Source organism: Shinella sp. WSJ-2, assembly GCF_003432075.1.
GTDB lineage: Bacteria > Pseudomonadota > Alphaproteobacteria > Rhizobiales > Rhizobiaceae > Shinella.
Map to the genome: position 1 here is coordinate 395,808 of NZ_QWBU01000001.1, position 21,103 is coordinate 416,910.

Annotated in this window: 22 protein-coding genes and 1 other RNA gene; 8 read left to right on the forward strand and 15 right to left on the reverse strand. The window is 62.7% G+C overall.

Annotated features, from left to right (window positions below):
- Window positions 1–52 precede the first annotated feature (52 nt).
- Window positions 53–1,180, reverse strand: coding sequence for an ATP-dependent RecD-like DNA helicase (locus tag D0Y60_RS01980; RefSeq protein WP_117366455.1), 1,128 nt, complete (start codon window positions 1,178–1,180; stop codon window positions 53–55).
- 142 nt (window positions 1,181–1,322) lie between these two features.
- On the opposite strand from D0Y60_RS01980, the gene D0Y60_RS01985 reads away from it, so the two are divergent.
- Entirely contained in the window at window positions 1,323–2,414 is a 1,092-nt protein-coding gene (locus tag D0Y60_RS01985) for an AbrB family transcriptional regulator (RefSeq protein ID WP_245409059.1), read from the forward strand.
- Here the strand turns inward: D0Y60_RS01985 and D0Y60_RS01990 are convergent.
- From D0Y60_RS01990 to D0Y60_RS02005, 4 genes are all read right to left on the reverse strand, one after another.
- Window positions 2,411–2,767 carry a nitrile hydratase accessory protein gene (locus D0Y60_RS01990; RefSeq protein ID WP_245409060.1) on the reverse strand — a complete coding sequence of 119 codons (357 nt, stop codon included), beginning with the start codon at window positions 2,765–2,767 and terminating at the stop codon, window positions 2,411–2,413. The genes D0Y60_RS01985 and D0Y60_RS01990 overlap by 4 nt on opposite strands.
- The gene (nthB, locus tag D0Y60_RS01995; RefSeq protein WP_117366458.1) at window positions 2,754–3,413 is read right to left on the reverse strand and encodes a nitrile hydratase subunit beta; all 660 of its coding nucleotides are present in this window, start codon (window positions 3,411–3,413) and stop codon (window positions 2,754–2,756) included. Before nthB ends, D0Y60_RS01990 begins: the two co-directional genes overlap by 14 nt.
- Complete coding sequence (gene nthA / locus D0Y60_RS02000) at window positions 3,410–3,985, reverse strand: nitrile hydratase subunit alpha (protein WP_117367034.1); 576 nt, start codon at window positions 3,983–3,985, stop codon at window positions 3,410–3,412. The genes nthB and nthA overlap by 4 nt, the downstream gene beginning before the upstream one ends.
- Window positions 3,986–4,076: 91 nt before the next feature.
- Window positions 4,077–4,670 (reverse strand): LysE family translocator, encoded by a 594-nt coding sequence (locus D0Y60_RS02005; RefSeq protein WP_117366459.1) that lies wholly within the window; start codon window positions 4,668–4,670, stop codon window positions 4,077–4,079.
- A gap of 125 nt (window positions 4,671–4,795) precedes the next feature.
- Here D0Y60_RS02005 and D0Y60_RS02010 point away from each other — a divergent pair, with 125 nt between their 5' ends.
- The gene (locus tag D0Y60_RS02010; RefSeq protein ID WP_117366460.1) at window positions 4,796–5,641 is read left to right on the forward strand and encodes an aldo/keto reductase; all 846 of its coding nucleotides are present in this window, start codon (window positions 4,796–4,798) and stop codon (window positions 5,639–5,641) included.
- Window positions 5,642–5,704: 63 nt separating this feature from the next.
- Here the strand turns inward: D0Y60_RS02010 and ilvN are convergent, their stop codons facing one another.
- Window positions 5,705–6,277 carry an acetolactate synthase small subunit gene (ilvN, locus tag D0Y60_RS02015; protein ID WP_117366461.1) on the reverse strand — a complete coding sequence of 191 codons (573 nt, stop codon included), beginning with the start codon at window positions 6,275–6,277 and terminating at the stop codon, window positions 5,705–5,707.
- A 19-nt stretch (window positions 6,278–6,296) separates the two neighbouring features.
- Complete coding sequence (locus D0Y60_RS02020) at window positions 6,297–8,075, reverse strand: acetolactate synthase 3 large subunit (protein ID WP_117366462.1); 1,779 nt, start codon at window positions 8,073–8,075, stop codon at window positions 6,297–6,299.
- 345 nt (window positions 8,076–8,420) lie between these two features.
- Between D0Y60_RS02020 and D0Y60_RS02030 the strand changes: the two genes are divergently transcribed.
- Window positions 8,421–10,529: an ATP-binding protein gene (locus D0Y60_RS02030; protein ID WP_117366464.1), complete on the forward strand. Its 2,109-nt coding sequence runs from the start codon at window positions 8,421–8,423 to the stop codon at window positions 10,527–10,529.
- On the opposite strand, the gene miaA is transcribed toward D0Y60_RS02030, so the two are convergent.
- A complete protein-coding gene (gene miaA / locus D0Y60_RS02035) occupies window positions 10,526–11,434 on the reverse strand; it encodes a tRNA (adenosine(37)-N6)-dimethylallyltransferase MiaA (RefSeq protein WP_117366465.1) in 909 nt (302 codons plus the stop codon). The two genes, D0Y60_RS02030 and miaA, sit on opposite strands and share 4 nt — an antisense overlap.
- On the opposite strand from miaA, the gene serB reads away from it, so the two are divergent.
- Window positions 11,433–12,323 carry a phosphoserine phosphatase SerB gene (gene serB, locus D0Y60_RS02040; RefSeq protein ID WP_117366466.1) on the forward strand — a complete coding sequence of 297 codons (891 nt, stop codon included), beginning with the start codon at window positions 11,433–11,435 and terminating at the stop codon, window positions 12,321–12,323. The two genes, miaA and serB, sit on opposite strands and share 2 nt — an antisense overlap.
- A gap of 94 nt (window positions 12,324–12,417) precedes the next feature.
- On the opposite strand, the gene D0Y60_RS02045 is transcribed toward serB, so the two are convergent.
- The 7 genes from D0Y60_RS02045 to D0Y60_RS02075 form a co-directional block, all read right to left on the reverse strand.
- Window positions 12,418–13,950: a DegQ family serine endoprotease gene (locus D0Y60_RS02045; RefSeq protein ID WP_245409061.1), complete on the reverse strand. Its 1,533-nt coding sequence runs from the start codon at window positions 13,948–13,950 to the stop codon at window positions 12,418–12,420.
- A 128-nt stretch (window positions 13,951–14,078) separates the two neighbouring features.
- Window positions 14,079–14,267 (reverse strand): DUF2065 domain-containing protein, encoded by a 189-nt coding sequence (locus D0Y60_RS02050; RefSeq protein WP_117366468.1) that lies wholly within the window; start codon window positions 14,265–14,267, stop codon window positions 14,079–14,081.
- 4 nt (window positions 14,268–14,271) lie between these two features.
- Window positions 14,272–15,207 (reverse strand): protease modulator HflC, encoded by a 936-nt coding sequence (locus D0Y60_RS02055; protein WP_117366469.1) that lies wholly within the window; start codon window positions 15,205–15,207, stop codon window positions 14,272–14,274.
- Window positions 15,207–16,334, reverse strand: a complete 1,128-nt coding sequence (hflK, locus tag D0Y60_RS02060; RefSeq protein ID WP_117366470.1) for an FtsH protease activity modulator HflK — start codon at window positions 16,332–16,334, stop codon at window positions 15,207–15,209. Before hflK ends, D0Y60_RS02055 begins: the two co-directional genes overlap by 1 nt.
- Window positions 16,335–16,543: 209 nt before the next feature.
- Window positions 16,544–17,065 (reverse strand): dihydrofolate reductase, encoded by a 522-nt coding sequence (locus tag D0Y60_RS02065; RefSeq protein ID WP_117366471.1) that lies wholly within the window; start codon window positions 17,063–17,065, stop codon window positions 16,544–16,546.
- A gap of 15 nt (window positions 17,066–17,080) precedes the next feature.
- Entirely contained in the window at window positions 17,081–17,875 is a 795-nt protein-coding gene (locus tag D0Y60_RS02070) for a thymidylate synthase (protein ID WP_117366472.1), read from the reverse strand.
- Window positions 17,876–17,994: 119 nt separating this feature from the next.
- A complete protein-coding gene (locus D0Y60_RS02075) occupies window positions 17,995–18,306 on the reverse strand; it encodes a DUF2853 family protein (RefSeq protein ID WP_117366473.1) in 312 nt (103 codons plus the stop codon).
- 216 nt (window positions 18,307–18,522) lie between these two features.
- On the opposite strand from D0Y60_RS02075, the gene D0Y60_RS02080 reads away from it, so the two are divergent.
- The 4 genes from D0Y60_RS02080 (at window position 18,523) to D0Y60_RS02095 (ending at window position 21,084) form a co-directional block, all read left to right on the forward strand.
- Window positions 18,523–19,851 carry an EAL domain-containing protein gene (locus D0Y60_RS02080; RefSeq protein ID WP_117366474.1) on the forward strand — a complete coding sequence of 443 codons (1,329 nt, stop codon included), beginning with the start codon at window positions 18,523–18,525 and terminating at the stop codon, window positions 19,849–19,851.
- 26 nt (window positions 19,852–19,877) lie between these two features.
- Window positions 19,878–20,239: a transfer-messenger RNA gene (ssrA, locus tag D0Y60_RS02085) on the forward strand.
- A 112-nt stretch (window positions 20,240–20,351) separates the two neighbouring features.
- Complete coding sequence (locus D0Y60_RS02090) at window positions 20,352–20,870, forward strand: SspB family protein (RefSeq protein ID WP_117366475.1); 519 nt, start codon at window positions 20,352–20,354, stop codon at window positions 20,868–20,870.
- A 7-nt stretch (window positions 20,871–20,877) separates the two neighbouring features.
- A complete protein-coding gene (locus tag D0Y60_RS02095; RefSeq protein WP_117366476.1) occupies window positions 20,878–21,084 on the forward strand; it encodes a DUF4169 family protein in 207 nt (68 codons plus the stop codon).
- Window positions 21,085–21,103: the final 19 nt, after the last annotated feature.

Sequence of the window (21,103 nt, forward strand, 5' to 3'; positions counted from 1 at the left end):
GCCTTTACCATCCGCTTCCTGAAAAAAGCGGGCGTCGTGCGGGTCCCACCCTTTAACGCACGACGGTGAGCGTTTCCGCGGCGCGCGTAATGGCAGTGTAAAGCCAGCGTTCACGCGTGTCGCGGAATGCAAAACTCTCGTCGAACAGCACGACGTCGTTCCACTGTGAACCCTGCGCCTTGTGCACGGTCAGCGCATAGCCGAAATCGAACTCGTCATAGCGCTTGCGCGTCGACCACGGGATTTCCTCCTCGAGGTTCTCGAACGCCGCCTTCAAAAGCTTGATCTTGGCAGCGCCGCGATCCATGTCGTCGTCCTCGGGCCGGATCATCAGGTTGATGCCGGGCTTCACCGTTTCCTTGGACGAACTCATTACCTGCCAGAGCGAACCGTTGAGCAGGCCCTTGGCCGGGTCGTTGCGCAGGCAAACCAGCTTGTCACCGGATTGCGGATAGTCCGTGGTGAACCCCTTCAGCTCGCGGAGGCGCTGGTTGTAGCGCCGGCGCGTACGATTGGTACCGACGAGCACCTGATCGGCCTCCAGCACCAGGGACTGGTCCACCTCGTTGCGGCCGATGACGCGGGCAGCACCGTAGTCGCCATAACCGATCTCGTTACCCTCGCGCACCTGCATGGCGAGGCGGATGATCGGGTTGTCGCGCGCCTGCCGGTGAATATCCGTTAAAAGGTAATCCGGCTCCTGATTGGTGAAATAGCCGCCGCCGGAAACAGGCGGCAGCTGACCGGGATCGCCGAGCACGAGGATCGGCGTGCCGAAGCTCATCAGGTCGCGGCCGAGCGCCTCATCGACCATCGAGCATTCGTCGACCACCACGAGGGCCGCCTTGGCGACCGGGCTCTGGCGGTTGATCGAGAACATCGGCGAGATCGAGGTCTTGCCCGTCTCCTCGTCCGATACCTCTTCCTCGCCGCGTGGACGATAGATCAGCGAATGGATCGTCTTGGCATTGCTTGCGCCTTTGGAACGAAGAACCTGCGCGGCCTTGCCGGTGAAGGCGGCAAACAGCACCTCCCCGTCGACATTTTCCGCAAAATGCCGCGCCAGCGTCGTCTTGCCCGTTCCGGCATAGCCGAACAGTCGGAAAAGCGGTTCGCGCCCATCCTTCAGCCACTTTGCGACGGCCTTGAGCGCTTCATCCTGTTGGGGTGCGAATTCCATGCCCGGACTTGGCAGGATTCGCGCGCTTGAAGCAAGGGGCGAGGCTTCGTTCACCGGTCGCCCGATCCACCTACCCCCTGTTTTGGCCCTATTCGCCACGACGTCGCCGCTGTATGGAAAACGCGATCCACGGAGCGATGATGTGTCCCCCGCCTCCCCGACCCCAGACGAAACCGTATCCGGCCCCTCCGGCGTCGGACAGCTGCCAGCCGCCCTGCAATGGGCCTGCGTTACAGGCCTTTCCCTGGTAACGACCACGCCGCTTTACATGACCGGCTTTCCGGCGGCACTGATGATCGGCCCAATGCTTGCCGGCATCGTCGTGGCGCTCGCGGGCGGCACGATCCGGCTGCCGCGCCTCTGCTTCTTCGTCGTGCAGGTCGTTCTGGCCCTGATGATCGCCGGCACGGTGTCGCAGGATTTCGTAGCCACCTTCCTGGACAACTGGCTGCTCATCCTCGCCATCGTCTTTTCCGTGATCGCGGTCAGCGCCTTCAGCGGCTGGATGATCGCGCGCACCGGTGTCCTGCCTGGCACGACAGCGATCTGGGGGTCTTCGGCAGGCGCTGCCTCCTCCATGCTGATGATGGCGGAAGCCTATGGCGCCGATATGCGCCTCGTCGCTTTCATGCAATATCTGCGCGTGCTGTTCGTCGCGAGCCTTGCCACGCTGGTCGCGCATTTCGCCGGCCATGAGGGTGGCGCCGCACCGCCGCATGCCTGGTTCGAACCGGTGCCTCTGCTTCCGCTCGTTGCGATGCTGGCCATCGGAATCCTCGCCGGCCTTGCCGCTCAGAAACTGCGCATCCCGGCCGGCGCCTTCCTCCTGCCCTTTGCGCTTGCCTCGGTGCTCAACACCTCCGGCACAGTGACGATCGTCCTGCCGCAGTGGCTGCTGGTCATCGCATTTGCACTGCTCGGCTGGAATATCGGCCTCGGCTTCACACGCGCCATCCTCCTGCATGCGCGTCGCGCCCTCTTGCCGACGGTGCTCTCCATCGTCGCGCTGCTCTGTTTCTCGGGCCTGCTGGCGGCAGCGCTCGTCTTCCTGCTCGGCGTCGATCCGCTGACGGCCTATCTCGCCACCAGCCCCGGCAGCCTCGATTCCGTCGCCGTCATCGCCGCCTCCGCGAATGTCGACATCGCCTTCGTCATGACCTTGCAGACGGCGCGGTTGATCCTCGTGACCTTCATCGGCCCGTGGCTTGCCCGCTTCGTGGCGGACCGGATCTAGCCGGCGTTTTCAAGCAGGATGGGTTTGCCGTGCGGCGTCGCCTCGGCGGCACGCGCCCAGCGATCGGAAAGTGCTGTTTGTTCCGCCTCGCTTGCCACACCTCGCTCGGAGAGCAACGACGACAGAGCAGCCACCCAGCAATCGAAATAGTCGGCGCCATCGGCGGCACGGCCGGGCCGATGCACTTCGCGTGAAAGCGCCTCGGCCCATTCGGCCCAGGAAAACACGCCTTGCTCGTGCAGCCGCACCGTCATCGCAAAGGCCTGCGCCTGCCAGGGCTCGGCGAAGACCGGATCACCCTCGGCGGATTTCGGCAGGCCGGGCGTGTCGGCAAGCGTCTCACACCGGCTCAAGATAGCTCTCCCAGGCATCGATGGAGACGGTCAGGCCGGGGGCTGCACCCTCGCCCCAGATTTCGCCACCATCGAAGACGACGGTGTAGACCCATTGCGGGCTCTCCCCCTTGCCGTGCGCATTGTCGTCGGGAAACACGAAGGAACCCTGCACGGTCTCGACCACGCCGACCTTGCCGCGGGCATAACGCGGCAGGCGCGTGTGGGTCGTCGGATTGAAGTTGCGGGTTCGTACGCACGCGCCAACGGCAAAATGCGGTGCGGCCTCCACCGGCCGGTCGCAGGGACCGCCCTTGGCAAGCACCGCCGGCACCATATCGGCCTTCAGGATGCGCTTTGGCGCGGCACCCTTTTCCAGCATCCGGCCCGCGGCCAGCTCCTCGCGGCTGACGAAGCCATGGCGCTGCAACAGCGTCTCGAGCGCGCGGATCCAGATCTCGTAGTAACTCGCCGAGAGATAGGTGGCGGGCGGGATGTTTTCGCGCGCATGCCGGCTCTCGTCGATCGTCCAGGCGCCGAAGGCACCGCAGGATAGCGTCACGCCCAGAGCGCGCTTTTCCCAGTCGCCGTGAAAATACGGCTCGTTAGGCTCCGGCGCGACCGGACCGAGGCCATGCTGGCCGCCGAGATCATGCGGTCCGTTCATGACCGGGCCTCCGGCGCCAGCGCCTGCCCCGTGCCGATCATGGCGTCGCGCGTCACGAGATCGGCGAGCGCTTCCTGGTCCAGCCCCTCGGTCCCCTCGGGCCGCTGCGGCACGACGAGATAGCGCAGCTCGGCCGTCGAATCCCAGACGCGGATTTTTTGGGTCTCGGGAAGAGTCACACCGAATTTGGCGAGCACGCCGCGCGGATCGATGACGGCACGCGAGCGATAGGCCGGCGCCTTGTACCAGACAGGCGGTAGACCGAGCACGGACCAGGGGTAACAGGAGCACAGCGTGCAGACGACGAGGTTGTGCGTTTCACCATCGTTGAACACCGCCCGCATATGCTCCCCCTGCCGGCCGGTATAGCCGAGGCTAGCGATGGCCGCCGTGGCATCGCGCTTCAGCCAGTCGGCGAAATCCGGCTCCGCCCAAGCCTTGGCCACCACGCGGGCACCGTTGCGCGGACCGATCTTCGTCTCATAGGTCTCGACGATGACGTCGATCGCCGCGGGATCGATCAGGCCTTTTTCCGTCAGGATGGTCTCAAGCGCCCGCACGCGCGCTTCCATCGGCGAAAAATGATTGTCGTGATGGTGATGGTCGTCATGGTCGTGGTCGTGCGACACGGCTGTTCCTCCGGCTTCGCCCTTTCATACGCCGCTAGCGCAACATCGGCCAGAGGCTGGCGACGAGCAGCAGCGCCATGGTGATGTTGAACCATTTCAACCGCACCGGAACGGATAGCCACTCACGCAGCGCCGAGCCGAAGCCGGCCCAGGTCGAAACACTCGGGAAATTGACGATGGCGAAGGCAATGCCGACGATCAGGACGCTCATCGTATAATTGGCCGAATTGGTATAGGTCGCCATGGCTGAGACGGCCATGACCCAGGCTTTCGGATTGACCCACTGGAAGGCGGCAGCCTCAAGGAAGCTCATCGGCCGCGCGCCGGCCTTGCCCTCGCCGAGCGAGCGCGAGGTGCCGATCTTCCAGGCGATCCAGACGAGATAGGCGCCGCCCGCGAATTTCAGCGCGGTATAGACCAGCGGCACGGCCTCCAGCAGCGCGCCGAGCCCGAAACCGACGGCCAAGAGCAACACAAGGAAGCCGACCCCGATGCCACACATATGCGGGATCGTGCGCACGAAACCGAAATTCACGCCCGAGGCGAACAGCATCATGTTGTTCGGACCGGGCGTGACGGATGTCGTGAAGGCGAAGACCAGCAGCGCCAGAAAGATTTCGATCTGCATGGCAGTCTCTTCTGATCCGGATTGTTTTTTCCGATTGATAGTCCATCTCTTGGGGACGACCAGCCAATTCTTGTCATACATACAATTCCGGTTGCTGATGTATGGCGTCTCTCGTGGAGTGCAGCATGAAAGCGGAACTACCGGCAGTCACCCTTCCCGGCGGACGACAGGTCCCGGCCCTTGGCCTTGGCACCTGGCATATGGGCGAAGGCGAAGCATCGATGGCCGAGGAGGCCGCAAGCCTGCGCGCCGGGCTCGATCTCGGCATGACCGTCATCGACACGGCGGAGATGTATGCCGATGGCGGCGCCGAGGAAGTCGTCGGCGAAGCCATCAAGGGGCGGCGCGAGGAGGTGTTCCTTGTAAGCAAGGTGCTGCCCTACAATGCCAGCCGCGCCGGAACGATCGCCGCCTGCGAGGCTAGCCTCAAGCGCCTTGGCACCGACCATATCGAACTCTACCTTCTGCACTGGCGCGGCCGTCACCCCTTCTCCGAGACGGTCGAGGCCTTCGAAACCTTGAAGGCGCAGGGCAAGATCGGCGCCTGGGGCGTCTCGAACTTCGATGTCTCCGACATGAAAGAACTCCTGGAAGACGCCGAGCCGCATCGCCCGGCCGCCAATCAGGTGCTCTACAATCTCGCCCGCCGCGGCATCGAATTCGATCTGCTGCGCTGGAGCCAGGTACAGGGCATCCCGATCATGGCCTATTCGCCGCTCGACGAGGGTCGCCTGCTTGGCCATCCTGTTCTGGAGGAGATCGGCCGCATCCACAATGTCGGCTCCGCCCAGGTGGCGCTTGCCTTCCTGCTCACCAAGGCCGGGGTCATCGCCATCCCGAAATCTGGATCCCCGGAGCGCGTACGCGACAATTTCCGCGCCTCGGAAATCCGCCTGACCTCGGAAGACCTGCGCCTGCTCGACGAAGCCTTCCCGCCATCGACCCGCAAGCGGCCGCTGGAGATGATCTGAGCAAAACAAAGGGCCTTTCCGTTTCCGGAAAGGCCCTTTGCCGAACTCAAACCGTGAGAAACCTCACATGCCCTGCGGGCCGCGGTTCATCGCCGCGATGCCGGTGCGGCAGACTTCGACGAGGCCGAGCGGCTTCATGATCGCGACGAACTGGTCGATCTTCGAGGACTTGCCGGTGATTTCCAGGATGAAGTGATCCGTCGTCGCGTCGACCACCTTGGCGTGGAAGGCATCGGCGAGGCGCAGCGTTTCCTGGCGAAGCTCGCCGGAGCCGACGACCTTGACCAGCGCCACTTCCCGTTCGATCGGCCGTTCCTGGCCGAGCGTCTTGGCGCGCACGGTGAGGTCGACGACGCGGTGCACGGGCACGATGCGCTCGAGCTGCGACTTGATCTGCTCGAGTACGCTCGGCGTGCCGCGCGTCACGATGGTGATGCGCGACAGGTGCGATTCATGCTCTGTCTCGGAAACCGTGAGGCTTTCGATGTTGTAGCCGCGGCCGGAGAACAGGCCGATGACGCGGGCAAGGACGCCCGGCTCGTTGTCGACGAGCACGGAGAGCGTGTGGCTCTCCGCAACCTGGGTTTCCTTGGCGATGAAGTAGGCAGAACCGGTGGGTTGAAGGTGTGCGTTCATATCAGTGTCTACCTTTTCATCAAACGAGCTGGCGGCCCTTGGCGTCGATCGCGTTGGCGACCGCTTCGTCCGTGGCCTCGTCGGGCAGCAGCATTTCGTTGTGCGCCTTGCCCGAGGGGATCATCGGGAAGCAGTTGGCGAGGTTCGCCACGCGGCAATCGAAGATCACAGGCCGCTTGACGTCGATCATCTCCTGGATGGCCGCATCGAGATCACCGGGCTTGTCGCAGGCAATACCGACGCCGCCATAGGCTTCCGCCAGCTTGACGAAGTCCGGCATGGCTTCCGTATAGGAGTTCGACAGGCGGTTGCCGTGCAGCAACTGCTGCCACTGGCGCACCATGCCCATATACTGGTTGTTCAGGATGAAGATCTTGACGGGCAGATTGTACTGAACCGCGCAGCTCATTTCCTGAATGCACATCTGGATCGAGGCGTCGCCGGCGATATCGATGACGAGGCTGTCGCGGTGCGCGACCTGCACGCCGATCGCCGCCGGGAAACCGTAGCCCATCGTGCCGAGGCCGCCCGACGTCATCCAGCGGTTCGGTTGCTCGAAGCCGAAGAACTGCGCCGCCCACATCTGATGCTGGCCGACTTCCGTCGTGATGTAGGTGTCATGGTCCTTGGTCAGCTCATAGAGACGCTGGATCGCATATTGCGGCATGATCACATCGTCGCTGTGTTTGTAGGCGAACGAGTTGCGGGCACGCCACTTGGCAATCGACGTCCACCAGTCGGCATGGATGGCCTTGTCGTAGTCCTTAGCGCCGGCGCGCCACAGGCGGACCATGTCTTCCAGGACATTGCCGACATCGCCCAGGATCGGAACGTCGACGCGGACGTTCTTGTTGATCGAGGACGGGTCGATATCGATGTGGATCTTCTTCGAGTTCGGCGAGAAGGCGTTGAGGCGGCCGGTGATGCGGTCGTCGAAGCGCGCGCCAATGCAGACCATGACATCGCAGTCATGCATCGCCATGTTCGCCTCGTAGGAACCGTGCATGCCGAGCATGCCCAGCCAGTTCTTGCCCGAGGCGGGATAGGCGCCGAGGCCCATAAGCGTCGAGGTGATCGGGAAGCCGGTGATCTCGACCAGTTCGCGCAGCAGGCGCGAGGCTTCCGGGCCGGAATTCACGACGCCTCCACCGGAATAGATGATCGGGCGGCGCGCACCCTTCATCAGGCTGACGGCCGCTTCTATGGCGCGGGCATCACCCGAGAGCTTCGGCTGGTAGGACTTCTGAATCGGCGCAGCCGACGGCGGCGTGTATGTGCCGGTGGCAAACTGCACGTCCTTCGGAATATCGACGACGACGGGACCCGGACGGCCGCTCTGCGCGACGCGGAACGCCTCGTGGATGATGCGCGCGAGGTCGTTGACGTCCTTGACCAGCCAGTTGTGCTTGGTGCAGGGGCGCGTGATGCCGACCGTGTCGCATTCCTGGAAGGCATCCGAGCCGATGAGCGTGGTCGGAACCTGACCGGTGAGGCAGACGAGCGGGATGGAGTCCATCAGCGCGTCCTGCAGCGGCGTGACCGCATTCGTCGCACCCGGACCCGACGTGACGAGCATGACCCCGACCTTGCCGGTGGACCGAGCGTAGCCCTCGGCCATGTGGCCGGCGCCCTGCTCGTGGCGAACGAGAATGTGCTCGATATCGTCTTGCTGGAAGATCTCGTCGTAGATCGGCAGCACCGCGCCGCCGGGATAGCCGAAGATATGCTCTACGCCGTTGTCCTTCAGCGCCTGCAAGACAATTTCGGCGCCTGTCATCTGGTTTTCTGTTCCGCTCATCGGATTCCCGTCCGTCTCTTTCGTATTTCCAGGGTGCTTATCGAATTTTCGGGCATAAAAAAAGGCCCCTTGGAGGAGCCTGCTTACCGCGCATGGGTGCTTTCGCCGGGTGGTTACACCACCCTGCCCATGCGCGTTCCCACCACAAGAATAACAACCATCAGATTTTTCATGGCTCGAAGTGTTAGCCACAAAGACGGGGCGCGTCAACGCTTTTCCCTCTGCTCCGAAATGGCACGCAACTCGGCGCCGGCGGGAAAGGGTGGCGCAAAGCCGCATCAACACGAAACGTCTTATTAAGCGGCCTCGGCTAGAATTCGCCTTTGATGGCAAGGAGTGCCGTGATTGCTGAACAATGATTTTCAAAGTTCTATAGTGGCAGGCGAACAGGAACGCCGGGACGACGCGTTGCAGGGCAACCGTCTGATGGGTCGCGTCGTGGCCTGCAACGGCTCGCATGCTACGATCAGTGCCGTCGCCGAAAGCGGGCAGACAGCGCTAACGGAACTTTGGGCAGTCGGCCGCCTCATCTCGATCTCCGTCGGCCGTAACCGCGTCGTCGCCCTCGTCTACTCCATGTCCACCGACCAGCAGAGCTGGGTGGAAAACCGCGACACCGTCTTTCGCATCGAAGTCGAACTGCTCGGCGAGGTCCATGTCGGCCCTGATGGCCGCGAGGAATTCTCCGCCGGTATCACCGACTATCCGCATCTCGGCGCCATCGCGCATCGCATCCGCGCCTCCGACCTCGCCAAGGTCTACGACACCGGCAAGAACGATGTCTGCGCCATCGGCAAGCTGACACAGGACGAAAGCATCGACGCAACGCTCCATGTGCCTTCCATGCTGGAAAAGCATTTCGCTATCGTCGGCACGACCGGTGTCGGCAAGTCGACCGCCATCACGCTTCTGCTTCACAAGGCCATCCAGGCCGATCCGCGCCTGCGCGTGCTGATCCTCGACCCGCACAACGAATTCGCTTCTGCCTTCGGCGACCTCGCCGTGGTCATCGACACGGATACGCTCGACCTGCCTTTCTGGCTGTTCCGGCTGGAGGAATTCGCCGAAGTCGTTTTCCGCGGCCGCCCGCCGGTGCCGGAAGAAATGGATATTCTGCGCGACCTGATCCCAGAGGCCAAGCGCGCCTTCCGCGGCTCCAGCGACAACGGCCTGATGCGCCGCACCAGCGAGAAAAGCTCGGTGACCTCGGACACGCCGGTGCCCTTCCGCATCGCCGACCTGCTGGCGCTCATCGACGAGCGTATCGGCCGGCTCGAAGGGCGGGCGGAAAAGCCGCATCTGCGCTCGCTCAAGGTCAAGATCATGTCGGCGATCAACGATCCGCGCTACCATTTCATGTTCTCCTCGAACACGATCACCGACACGATCCTCGACACCATTGCCCGCATCTTCCGCATTCCCGGTGAAGGCAAGCCGGTCACGACGTTCCAGCTCGCCGGTATTCCCTCGGAGGTCGTCAACTCGGTCGCCTCCGTGCTCTGCCGCATGGCCTTCGAAATCGGTCTGTGGAGCAATGGCGGCGTGCATATGCTGGTGGTGTGCGAAGAGGCGCACCGCTACGTGCCGGCCGATCCGAAGCTCGGCTTCATCCCGACACGTCAGGCCATTGCCCGCATCGCCAAGGAAGGCCGTAAATACGGCGTGTCGCTCGGTATCATCACGCAGCGCCCCGGCGAACTCGATCCGACGATCCTGTCGCAGTGCTCGACGATCTTCGCGATGCGCCTTGCCAACGATCACGACCAGGAAATCATCCGCTCGGCGATCCCGAATTCTTCATCTTCGACCACGAGCTTCATCTCCTCGATCGGCAACGGCGAGGCGATCGCCTTTGGCGAGGCCGTCGCCGTGCCGATGCGCATGCGCTTCTCCCGCGTCGAAGCAAGCCGCCTGCCGAGAGCGAACGGCACCGGTGTGAAGGTCACCGATGACACGCCGCAGAGCGTCGATCTGCGCAATATCGTCGCGCGCATGCGCGCCATAACCGGGCCGGATATTTCCGGGTTCCAGAATTCCTATCTCGCCACGCAAGGCCAAGGCGCCGCGTTGCCGACCGGCTACGAGGATGCGCCCTACGAGGACGAGGAGGACTATATCGACACGCTGCAGAACGCAGCCCACGCCCCCCGCCCGGCTACCGCAGCGCCGGTGCAGGATCCCTATCGTCCGGCCGCATCCGCGCCGCCGACGCACGAGCCCTACCGTCCGGACATGCTTCCGGGCGCAGCCAGCGCCTATGATCAGCCGACGCAGGACCGGTTCGAAACCATTCGCCGCGAATTGACGACGGAACAGCCACGCCCGGCGGCCGATCCCTATCGCCAGCCGCCTCGCCCGGCCTTCGGCGAACAGCAACAGGAAACGCCAAGGCGCGAAGGCTCCATCCGCGAACAGCTTCTCAAGAAACCACTCAGCAGCCTCATCCGCCGCTAAATCGCAACCAGAGGATCGATCCGCCGCCAGCTTTCGTCGAGCTGGTTGCGGAACCACGTCATCTGCCGCTTGGCATATTGCCGGGTCGCGGCCGCGCCACGCTCGATCACGTCCGCCTCGCGCATCTCGCCCGCTAGCATCGCCGCAATCTGCGGCACGCCGATCGCCTTCATGACCGGCATGGCCGGCGGGAGATCTTGCGCAAGCAGCGCCTTCACCTCGTCAACCGCCCCCGCCTTGAGCATAAGGCCAAAACGCCGGTCGATGCGGGCAGTCAGCACCGCGCGGTCCGGCAGTACGACGATCTTCTCTGCCCGCTCCGGATCGATCACCGCCGGCCCGGACGCCGACTGGAAGGTCGAAATCGACTTGCCCGTCGCCTCGATCACCTCGAACGCCCGCACGATGCGCTGGCCATCGCCAACCATCAGCCGTGCCGCCGTTTCCGGGTCACGTTCCGCAAGCTCCCAGTGCAGCGCCTCGGCGCCTTCGGCTGCGAGTCGCGCACGCACCCTTTCGCGGACACCGTTGGGAATGGCGGGCATATCCGAGAGCCCGCCAGTCAGCGCGCGAAAATAGAGGCCGGTGCCGCCGACGAAGACCGGTCGTTTGCCGCGCTCCCGTAGCTCCCTCACAAGCGCGGTCGCCTCGCGCAGCCAGTCGCCGGTGGAATAGGCCACCCCGGCCGGCACATGGCCGTAGAGGCGATGCTCGATGCCGCCCATATCCTCGGGCTGCGGGCGGGCGGTCAGAACGCTTAGCGTGTCATAGACCTGCATGCTGTCGGCATTGACCACCACGCCGCCATGCTCGGCCGCCAGCCGCACGGCAAGCGCGGACTTGCCGCTGGCCGTCGGGCCCGTTATCAGGATCGCGTCCTGCTTTCGATCAAGGTTTTCCATCATGGCTTTCGTTGCCACGCTTGTCGCCAATCCGTCAAACCCTGTTCTGACCCCGGCACTCGCCGAAAAGGCCGCCGAGGCCGTCAATGCCTCCGGCCTCTACTGGCTCGCCGACGGCATTGCCTGCGATGTCGCGCTTCGGGACGACAGCGATCCGAGTGAAGCAGGTAGCAAAATCCGCGCCGTCATCGGCGACGCGCCGGTCGATCTGGCCGTGCAGGATGCCGAGACGCGTCGCAAGAAGCTCCTGATCGCCGACATGGATTCGACGATGATCGGCCAGGAATGCATCGACGAACTGGCGGCCGAAGTCGGCCTCAAGGACAAGGTCGCGACCATCACCGCCCGTGCCATGAACGGCGAGATTGCCTTCGAGCCCGCCCTTCGTGAGCGCGTCGCGCTGCTCAAGGGCCTGCCGATCTCCGTCGTCGACGAGGTCATCGAAAAGCGCATCACGCTGACGCCGGGCGGGCGCGAACTCATCGCCACCATGAAGGCCAAGGGCTACTACACCGCACTCGTCTCCGGCGGCTTCACCGTCTTCACGAGCCGCATCGCCGCGACGCTCGGCTTCGACGAGAACCGCGCCAACATCCTGCTCGACGTGGACGGCAAGCTGACCGGCGAAGTCGCCGAGCCGATCCTCGGCAAGCAGGCAAAGGTGGATGCGCTGAACGACATCGCCACGCGCCTCGGCATTACCCCTGATGAAGCCATGGCCGTCGGCGACGGCGCCAACGACCTCGGCATGCTGCATCTCTCCGGTGCCGGCGTCGCGCTACACGCCAAGCCCGCCGTCGCGGCGGAGGCGAAAATCCGCATCGACCACGGCGATCTCACCGCGCTGCTCTACCTGCAGGGCTACCGCAAGTCCGACTTCGTGACCGGCTGAGCGATACAAAAGGCCGCTGAAGCGATGCTCCAGCGGCCTGATTCACTCTGTCCGAGAATGCCGGCAAGTCCCTGACGGGACTCACCCTTTTGTCTCAATCGATGCGAACCGTGACGTAGCGCAGCGCGCCCGTATGGTTGGCGATCATCATCAGCGCGTTGCGGCGGTCTTCCGACTTCAGCTTGTCGACGCGGGTCGTGACTTCCTCGGCCGTGGTCACCGCTTCCTGGCCGATCTCGACGATCACGTCGCCCGGCACGATGCCGCGCTCGGCCGCGGCCGAATCCGGCGCGACCTCGGTGATGACGACGCCCTTGACGCTTTCGACGATATCAAAGGTCTTGCGGGCATCCGCATCGAGATCGCTGATCGCCATGCCGAGCACCAGATCGGCCGGGGCGGGCGCGGCCTTCTCGCCGGTGTCCGGCGTCGTGCCCTCTTCGATCGTGCCTTCTTCCGGTACCAGCTCATCGCCGGCATCGGCCTGCTTCTCGCCGTCCTCGAGACGGCCGAGCGTCACCTTGACCGTGATCTCCTTACCGTCGCGCAGCAGCAGCACATCGACCGCCTTGCCGACGGGGCTTTCGGCGACGACGCGCGGCAGGTCGCGCATCTCATGCACATCCTTGCCGTCGAAGCGGGTGATGACGTCGCCCGTCTGGATCGAGCCGTTATCGACCGGGCCGTCCTTGATGATGCCAGCCACCAGCGCGCCCTTGGTCTCCTTCATGCCGAGGCTTTCGGCAATATCGTCGGTGACGGGCTGGATGCGCACGCCAAGCCAGCCGCGGCGGGTCTCGCCGAACTCACGCAATTGCGTGAAGATGTTCTGCGCCAGCTCGGTCGGCACGGAGAAGCCGATACCGATCGAGCCGCCCGAGGGCGAGATGATGGCGGTGTTGATGCCGATAACCTCGCCATGCATGTTGAACAGCGGGCCGCCGGAATTGCCGCGGTTGATGGCGGCGTCCGTCTGGATGAAGTTGTCGTAGGGGCCGGCATTGATGTTGCGGCCGCGTGCCGAAATGATGCCGACCGTCACCGAACCGCCAAGACCGAACGGATTGCCGATCGCCATCACCCAGTCGCCGATGCGCATGGTGCGGGAATCGCCGAAGGGCACGGCTTTCAGCGGTGCTTTCGGCTCGACCTTGAGCAGCGCAAGGTCGGTCTTCGGGTCGGTGCCGACGAGCTTGGCCTTCAGCTTGGAGCCATTGGCGAAATTCACCTCGATATCGTCGGCGCCCTCGATAACGTGGTTGTTCGTCGCGATGAAGCCCGAGGGGTCGATGACGAAGCCGGAGCCCAGCGAATTGACCGTCTGGCCCTGATTGCCGCCCTCGCCGCCCTCGCCCTTGAAAAATTCGTCGAAGAAATCCTGGAAAGGCGATCCCTCCGGCACCTGCGGAATGGGCGCCTTGTCGTCGCTCTTGACGTTCTGCGAGGTGGAAATGTTGACGACGGCGTCGAGCAGGCTCTCGGCGAGGTCGGCCACGGATTCGGGACCGTTGTTCGTCGGCTTCACCTGCGCGGCGGCCGGTACGGCGATTGGTCCTGCCACCAGCGAGAAAGTAACCGCGAGCGCAAGCGCCGCCTTGGCTGCGCTGGACGTCGTCTTCAAAGCCATATCAGGCATCCCCATTCGTTCCGGATCTCATGGCGAGTGTTTGCCCCGGATACGGCAAAAATCAGTCCGCCACGGTGAATTGATGTGAAAGTCATGCCCGTCTTCGCGGGTTCCTGCAAGGGCCGCCGTCACGCACCCCGGATGAACCAGACCATCAGCACGCCGAGCCCGATGGCAAAGAGCCCGCTCGCTCTGAGCTGGTTTTCGGGAACCTGCGGCAACATCTCCGCCATGCGCCGCAAAACCGAAGGGGCCAGTGCGTACACCAGCCCCTCGATGATCAGGAAGAAGGCGATTCCCATTAGGAAATCGGCCATGTCGTCAGTTTGCCGTTGCCGGCGTGGTGGCCGTGCCGGTCGTCGCGGATGCGGCAGGCTTCGTGCCGGCAGCGTCCTCGAAGTAGCGGAAGAACTCCGACTGCGGCGAGAGCACGAGCGTCGTGTCCGACGTCCCCATCGCTTCCCGATAGGCACTCATCGACCGGTAGAAGTCGAAGAAGGCAGGATCCTGCGAGAAGGCTTCGGCGAACACGCGGCTGCGCTCGCCTTCGCCTTCACCGCGCAGGATTTCCGAATCGCGCTGGGCCGCTGCGATGAACTCGACGACCTGACGGTCGGCGATGGCGCGGCGGCGCTGGCCGGCTTCGTTACCACGGGCGCGGATGAGTTCGGCTTCCGCCAGACGTTCGGCCTTCATGCGGTCGAAGGTCTGCTGCGAGACTTCCTGCGTCAGGTCCGTGCGGCGGATGCGAACGTCGGAGATCGTCAGGCCGAGGTTCGAGGCGTCATTGGTCAACTCGCCGCGAACCTCGCGCATCATCGACGCGCGCTCTTCGGAGAGAGCCGATTCGAAGCCACGCAGACCATAGACGCGGCGCAGAGCCGAATCGAGGCGGGTGCGCAGGCGCGATTCCGCCGATTCCCGGTCACCCGAAACGGCTTCGCGGAAGCGGCGGGCATCGGTGATCTTATAGACCACGAAGGCATCGACCTCGTAGAACTTGCCGCCTGAGACCTGCACGCGGATATCGTCGAGATCGAAGCGCAGCGCCTGGTCCTGGATGTACTGGACACTGTCGGCGTCCATGAAGCCGAAGGGCAGCTTGAAATAGAGGCCGGGCTCGGACTTGACGTCCTGGATCTGGCCGAAGCGGATGACGATCGCCTGCTGGCGTTCGTTGACGACGAACACCGAGGAATAGGCGATGAACAGGAGAACGCCGATGGCGATCAGGATGGCTGGCAAACGGTTACCCATTACTGCGTGCCTCCTGCCTGCTGGCCGGCAGTGCGACCAAGCTCGTTGAGGGGAAGGAAGGGAACCACGCCCTGTCCGCCCTGCTTTTCATCGATGATGACCTTCTTGGAGTTCTTCATCACGCCTTCCATGGTTTCAAGGAAAAGACGCTTGCGGGTGACATCGGGCGCTGCCTTGTACTGTTCGTAGATGGAAAGGAAGCGAGCCGCCTCACCTTCTGCTTCCTTGACGACGCGGTCCTTGTAGGCGGCCGCCTCTTCGCGGATCTGCGCGGACTGACCACGGGCAAGACCGAGCTTCTGGTTGGCGTACTGGTTCGCCTCTTCGACGAAGCGGTCTTCGTCCTGCTCGGCGCGCTGCACTTCGTCGAACGCGTCGGCCACTTCGCGCGGCGGAGCGGCGTCTTCGATAGCCACGGTGTTGATCGAGATGCCGGCGCCATAGGCGTCCATGGTCGCCTGGATCGTCGTCTTCACGCCTTCGGCGATCGCCTGACGGTTATCGCGGAAGATATCCTGCGCCGGACGGCGGCCGACAACCTCGCGCATGGCGCTTTCGGCGACCTGCTGCAGCGTTTCGGCAGGATATTCGAGATTGAAGAGATAGGCTTGCGGGTCTGTGACCGAATAGAGCACCGAGAACTGCACGTTGACGATGTTCTGGTCGCCCGTCAGCATCAGGCCGGAGGCATCGGAATTCGACGCAGCCGCGCGGCGGCCGATATTCTGCTGCTGCTCGGTGATCTTGACGAGTTCGACCGTCTCGAAGGGCCACATGTGGAAGTGCAGGCCAGGCATGGAGATTTCCTGCTTGGGCTTGCCAAAGCGCAGCTCGACGCCGCGCTCGTCCGGCTGAACGGTGTAGATGGAGTTCATCAGCCAGAAGACACCGAGAAGCAAAAGGCCGATCACAACGGCGCCGCCGTTGAAACCGCCGGGCATGACGTTCTTCAGCTGGTTCTGGCCGCGCCGGATGATTTCCTCAAGGTCCGGTGGGCCGCCATTGCCGCCACCGCCGCCGCGAGGACGGTTCGGACCCTGCCCCCATGGCCCCTGATTGTTTCCACCACCGCCGCTGCCGCCGCCACCCCAAGGGCCGCCGCCGCCATTCTGATTGCTCCAGGGCATCAATACCTCTTTCTTTCATGTCCCCTTGGCGCATCTCCGCAAACCGCGAAAACCAGCCATCGATCTGTTGCTGAGTGTTTCGCGGATTGTTTCGCCGCGCAACGCTAGGTGAACCCGTTATAGGTATCCCTCAGGCACCTTTCAACAAATCCACGACGGGATGCGCGCCCGTGCAGCAAAATAGTTCGTGATCGACGCGATTTGGGGCTCTAAGCCGCTGTTTTCCGACGCCATGTGACTAGGCGCATGGCGTGGCTGTCCTTTTCGCCCTGGGGAATGGGCTCTTCGACGACCTTCTCGAAGACGGCGGGGTCTATTTCGGGAAAGCGCGTGTCACCTTCGACGTCAGCTTCGACATGGGTGACATGCAGAATATCAGCGCGGTCGAAGACCTGCGCATAGATTTGCCCGCCGCCGATGATGCAGACCTCATCTACGCCGAGTGTTTCGGCTTCGCGCCGCGCGGAAACAAGCCCCGCGTCGAGCGAGGAGACTACCTCCGCGCCTGGTGCGGAAAATGTCGTATCCCTGGTGATGACGATGTTCGGGCGCCCCGGCAGCGGCCGGCCGATCGAATCCCATGTCTTACGACCCATCAGCACCGGCTTGCCGAGCGTCAGCTGCTTGAAACGCTTCAGGTCGGACGGCAGGCGCCACGGCAGGTCGCCGTCGCGGCCGATAACGCCGTTTTTCGCCACGGCGACGACGAGGACGATCTTGACCTGGCTCATGCGGTTTCCCGGAAATCAGACGGCTATAGGCGCCTTGATGGATGAATCGGCTTCGTAGCCGACCAGCTCGAAGTCCTCGAATTTGAAGGAGAAAAGGTCCTTCACATCGGGATTGATCTTCATGAACGGAAGCGGCTTCGGCCGGCGCGTCAGCTGCGTGCGCACCTGTTCGAAATGGTTGGCATAGATATGCGCGTCGCCAAGCGTGTGCACAAAATCGCCAGGCCGCAGCCCCGTCACCTGCGCCACCATCATGGTCAGCAACGCGTAAGAGGCGATGTTGAACGGCACGCCGAGGAAGATATCCGCCGAACGCTGGTAAAGCTGGCAGGAAAGCTTGCCGTCCGCCACATAGAACTGGAACAGGCAATGGCATGGCGGCAGCGCCATCTCGTCGACGAGCGCCGGGTTCCAGGCCGAGACGATGTGACGGCGGGAGTTCGGATTGCGCTTGATGCTATCGATAACGGCAACGATCTGGTCGAGATGACGACCGTCATGGGTCGGCCAGGAGCGCCACTGATAGCCGTAGACCGGGCCGAGTTCGCCCTTCTCATCGGCCCATTCATCCCAGATGGTGACACCATTGTCGTGGAGATAGCCGATATTGGTGTCGCCCTTCAGGAACCATAGCAGTTCATGGATGATCGAGCGCAGGTGCAGCTTCTTGGTGGTCAGAACCGGAAAACCTTCCGACAGGTCGAAGCGCATCTGGTAACCGAAGACGCCGCGCGTGCCCGTGCCGGTCCGGTCTCCGCGGTCGGAGCCGTCTTCCATCACATGGGCGAGAAGGTCGAGATATTGCTGCATGGTCGCCGCCGATTCGTTGTTTAGCGTGAGATACTAATGCGCGAACGGCGACGACCAAAGAGCGAAATGGGATTTCCCCGTTTTCCTCAAGGACGTTGTTTTTTCAGGCTGAGCCTTTCTCAGGCGAGCGCGCCGAGTTTTCCGAGTTCCTTGGCGGTCAGATAGTAGAAGGTGACCCGCGACTTCGTCCGATCGTCGGCCATCGTCTTGCAGACGGCCTCGACCGCCTTATCGGCAGCGTCGCCCGTGACACCGAACTTCTTGCTGCACCATTTCTCCTTTACACGCTCGAGCTCCGCGGGATCGGAGCAGGAGACAAGCGAGGAGTCGCGGTTGCGCAGCGCGATGCCGAGATGGCTCACGATCTTCTTGACGACGGCCTCGTCGGCACCGCTGTCATATTTGCGGACATCTGCAAGATAATCGGTCATGCTGTCTCCTCTACGATCGACATGCGTGCTGCCATCATGGCGAGCCTGACGCGCGGCCATGGTTTTCCTGCACAAGCGGTGAGTCAAGTGACAATGGGCGATCTCCGAAACCCACAGGGGCAGCACCTACATTTTTGCACTTTCTGAAGGAATACCACGTAGAGATGTAGGCAGCGGCAAACGGTAGTCACGCCGCTATAACGACGGTAGCGGCAAGTGCGACAGACGGAAGACCATTCGCAGAGATTCTGGCTTGCCTATGGCGCCGCCTCTCTGGCCGTTGCGGCAATGGCGCTCGGCTGGGGTATCTTCTTTGCATCCCGGCAGGCCTGGGCCCTGGTCGGCATCGATATCGCCGTTATCGCAGTCGCTCTTATGAGCTTTCTCCTGGCGCATCGCCGCCAACTCTCAGCGGCCCTGCTGTTCTCTCAGGTCTCCTTCTTCTTCATCATTCTGGTCTTCTGCCTCGTCTTCGACGTCCCGGACACCGTGGCGCCGCGCGTCACGCATATCTTCCTTCTGGTCCTCGCTTTGCTCGGCTATATCAATTACCAGCGCGAGCGTTCACGACTGCAGCTTGCCGTCATCGTGCTGTGCCTCGGGTCGTTCATCGTCTTCTCAAGCACCAATCTCACCGCCCCGGTGACGCAGCCGATCGCAGACGAATTCCGCACCTTCGGCACCTGGGTGAACTCGATCATCGCCGTCACTCTGCTGTGCGGCGGCATTTACGTGATGCAGTTGAAATTCGCGCGAAACCTTGATCAGGCGCGCGATATCAAGGCCGCCCTTACCAACCGGGAATTCGAGCTCTTTTACCAGCCGCAGGTGGATGAAGCCGGAAAGGTGTCGGGTGCCGAAGCGTTGCTGCGCCGCAAGCGGCCCGGCGGAGGTTATATTTCGCCGGCCGAATTCATTCCCGCGGCCGAACAGGCCGGCCTGATGCCGGCGCTTGGCGACTGGGTGCTGGGAGAGGCCTGCCGCACGCTTGCGTTCTGGCAGCAGGAGGAGCCGACGCGCCATCTGAAACTATCGGTCAATGTCAGCGTCGACCAGTTCATGAGAGCCGATTTCGTCGAGACCCTGCTAGCCCGCATAACGGCGCGCGAACTCGATCCGACGCGCCTCAAGCTGGAGCTGACCGAGAGCATGATGGTCCACGACGTCGACGGCATCGTCGAGAAGATGCGTTCACTGCGCGCCACCGGCATCATCCTCTCGCTCGACGATTTCGGCACCGGCTATTCCTCGCTCAGCCACCTGCGCCAGTTGCCGATCCACGAGATCAAGATCGACCGATCCTTCGTGCAGGACGCGCCGCAGAGCAAACGCAACCGCATCCTCTTGAAAAGCATCTTCGACATTGCCCGCATGCTGGAATTTTCCGTCGTCGCCGAAGGCATCGAGACAAAGGAACAGCTGATGCTTCTCCAGTCCTTCGGCTGCACGATTTTCCAGGGCTATTATTTTGGCCGGCCCGTCCCGCTCGCCGAATTCCAGAGCCGCTGGGCGAACGAAGCCCCGCCACTTGCCGAAACCGCCTGAAGGTAAATCGGAATTCCCGTCACAAAACCCTTTTCTTGGAAGCGGGGAATGCCTATATGTGACGTGCTGCCTCGGCAGCTATGGCAATAAACGGGCGGTGTAATAAACCCATTGGACCCGGGGGCGGTACCCGGCGCCTCCACCAAAAACCGGTCAATCCTTGACGGACCGGCTTTTGATGGGGGCGAAATAGGATCGACAAGGGCGTAAAGATCGACTTTTTGCTCGGCATTGTACCACCGTTATCGGGCTAAACTTGTAGTTGCAAACGACAACTATGCGGAAGCTCGTCTCGCTGCTTAATCGCGGTGTGACACTTCACTCAAAGTCCTGACGGGTCGCACCGGCAGGCGGGGTCCGAAGGCACCTGGCAACAGAAGCCTTCACCTTCTCCAATCCGTTGAAATGGTCTATAGCTGTGCCAGATGACTCGTGCCGGAAGGCATGAGATGAGACGTAATGCCTGAATATAAAGGCAGCAGGAAGAAAGACAGGAACGGATGGCGCAAGACCACATTCGCTACGACATTCTCGCCCAGGACGCGCTGCGCAGCGTCATTCGCAAGGTTTTGTCCGAAGTCGCGGTGACCGGCCACCTGCCTGGTGAGCACCATTTCTTCATCACCTTCCTGACAAATGCCCCCGGCGTGCGCATCTCGCAGCACCTCAAGGCGAAATATGCCGAGCAGATGACGATCGTCGTGCAGCACCAGTTCTGGGACCTCAAGGTCACCGAGAGCCTGTTCGAGATCGGCCTCTCCTTCTCCGATACGCCGGAAAAGCTGGTCATTCCGTTCAATGCCATCCGCGGCTTCTACGACCCCTCGGTGAGCTTCGAGCTGGAATTCGACGTTCCGGCGGCCGAGGAGGAGGAAGAGCACTCCGCCGAGATCACCGCCTATCCCGCCTCCCCCGAAAAAGCCGAGGATGCGGGCGAAGAGCCCACGCCTCCGACGGGTGGCGACGATAACAAGGGCGGCTCGGTCGTCTCGCTCGATTCCTTCCGCAAGAAGAACTGAGCTTCCGATGAGCGGCGACGTCGTCAATCTTCGTCAGTTCCGCAAGCAGAAGGCCCGCTCCGCAAAGGAAAAGCAGGCCGAGCAGAACCGGCTGACCTTCGGTCGGACGAAGGCCGAGAAGACATTGACGCGCGCCATCAACGAGAAAGCGGAAAAGACCCTCGATCAGGGCCGGCTCGATCAATCCGACCGGCCCGACGAGACGAAGGACTGAAAGCTTTTCAAGCCTTTGC

Coding starts and splice junctions, on each gene's coding strand:
- D0Y60_RS01980 (WP_117366455.1), bottom strand. CDS start 1,180: ATGGAATTCGCACCCCAACAGGATGAAGCGCTCAAGGCCGTCGCAAAG.
- nthB (WP_117366458.1), bottom strand. CDS start 3,413: ATGAACGGACCGCATGATCTCGGCGGCCAGCATGGCCTCGGTCCGGTC.
- nthA (WP_117367034.1), bottom strand. CDS start 3,985: ATGGAAGCGCGCGTGCGGGCGCTTGAGACCATCCTGACGGAAAAAGGC.
- D0Y60_RS02005 (WP_117366459.1), bottom strand. CDS start 4,670: ATGCAGATCGAAATCTTTCTGGCGCTGCTGGTCTTCGCCTTCACGACA.
- D0Y60_RS02010 (WP_117366460.1), top strand. CDS start 4,796: ATGAAAGCGGAACTACCGGCAGTCACCCTTCCCGGCGGACGACAGGTC.
- ilvN (WP_117366461.1), bottom strand. CDS start 6,277: ATGAACGCACACCTTCAACCCACCGGTTCTGCCTACTTCATCGCCAAG.
- D0Y60_RS02020 (WP_117366462.1), bottom strand. CDS start 8,075: ATGAGCGGAACAGAAAACCAGATGACAGGCGCCGAAATTGTCTTGCAG.
- serB (WP_117366466.1), top strand. CDS start 11,433: ATGGCTTTCGTTGCCACGCTTGTCGCCAATCCGTCAAACCCTGTTCTG.
- miaA (WP_117366465.1), bottom strand. CDS start 11,434: ATGATGGAAAACCTTGATCGAAAGCAGGACGCGATCCTGATAACGGGC.
- D0Y60_RS02045 (WP_245409061.1), bottom strand. CDS start 13,950: ATGGCTTTGAAGACGACGTCCAGCGCAGCCAAGGCGGCGCTTGCGCTC.
- D0Y60_RS02050 (WP_117366468.1), bottom strand. CDS start 14,267: ATGGCCGATTTCCTAATGGGAATCGCCTTCTTCCTGATCATCGAGGGG.
- D0Y60_RS02055 (WP_117366469.1), bottom strand. CDS start 15,207: ATGGGTAACCGTTTGCCAGCCATCCTGATCGCCATCGGCGTTCTCCTG.
- hflK (WP_117366470.1), bottom strand. CDS start 16,334: ATGCCCTGGAGCAATCAGAATGGCGGCGGCGGCCCTTGGGGTGGCGGC.
- D0Y60_RS02065 (WP_117366471.1), bottom strand. CDS start 17,065: ATGAGCCAGGTCAAGATCGTCCTCGTCGTCGCCGTGGCGAAAAACGGC.
- D0Y60_RS02070 (WP_117366472.1), bottom strand. CDS start 17,875: ATGCAGCAATATCTCGACCTTCTCGCCCATGTGATGGAAGACGGCTCC.
- D0Y60_RS02075 (WP_117366473.1), bottom strand. CDS start 18,306: ATGACCGATTATCTTGCAGATGTCCGCAAATATGACAGCGGTGCCGAC.
- D0Y60_RS02090 (WP_117366475.1), top strand. CDS start 20,352: ATGGCGCAAGACCACATTCGCTACGACATTCTCGCCCAGGACGCGCTG.
- D0Y60_RS02095 (WP_117366476.1), top strand. CDS start 20,878: ATGAGCGGCGACGTCGTCAATCTTCGTCAGTTCCGCAAGCAGAAGGCC.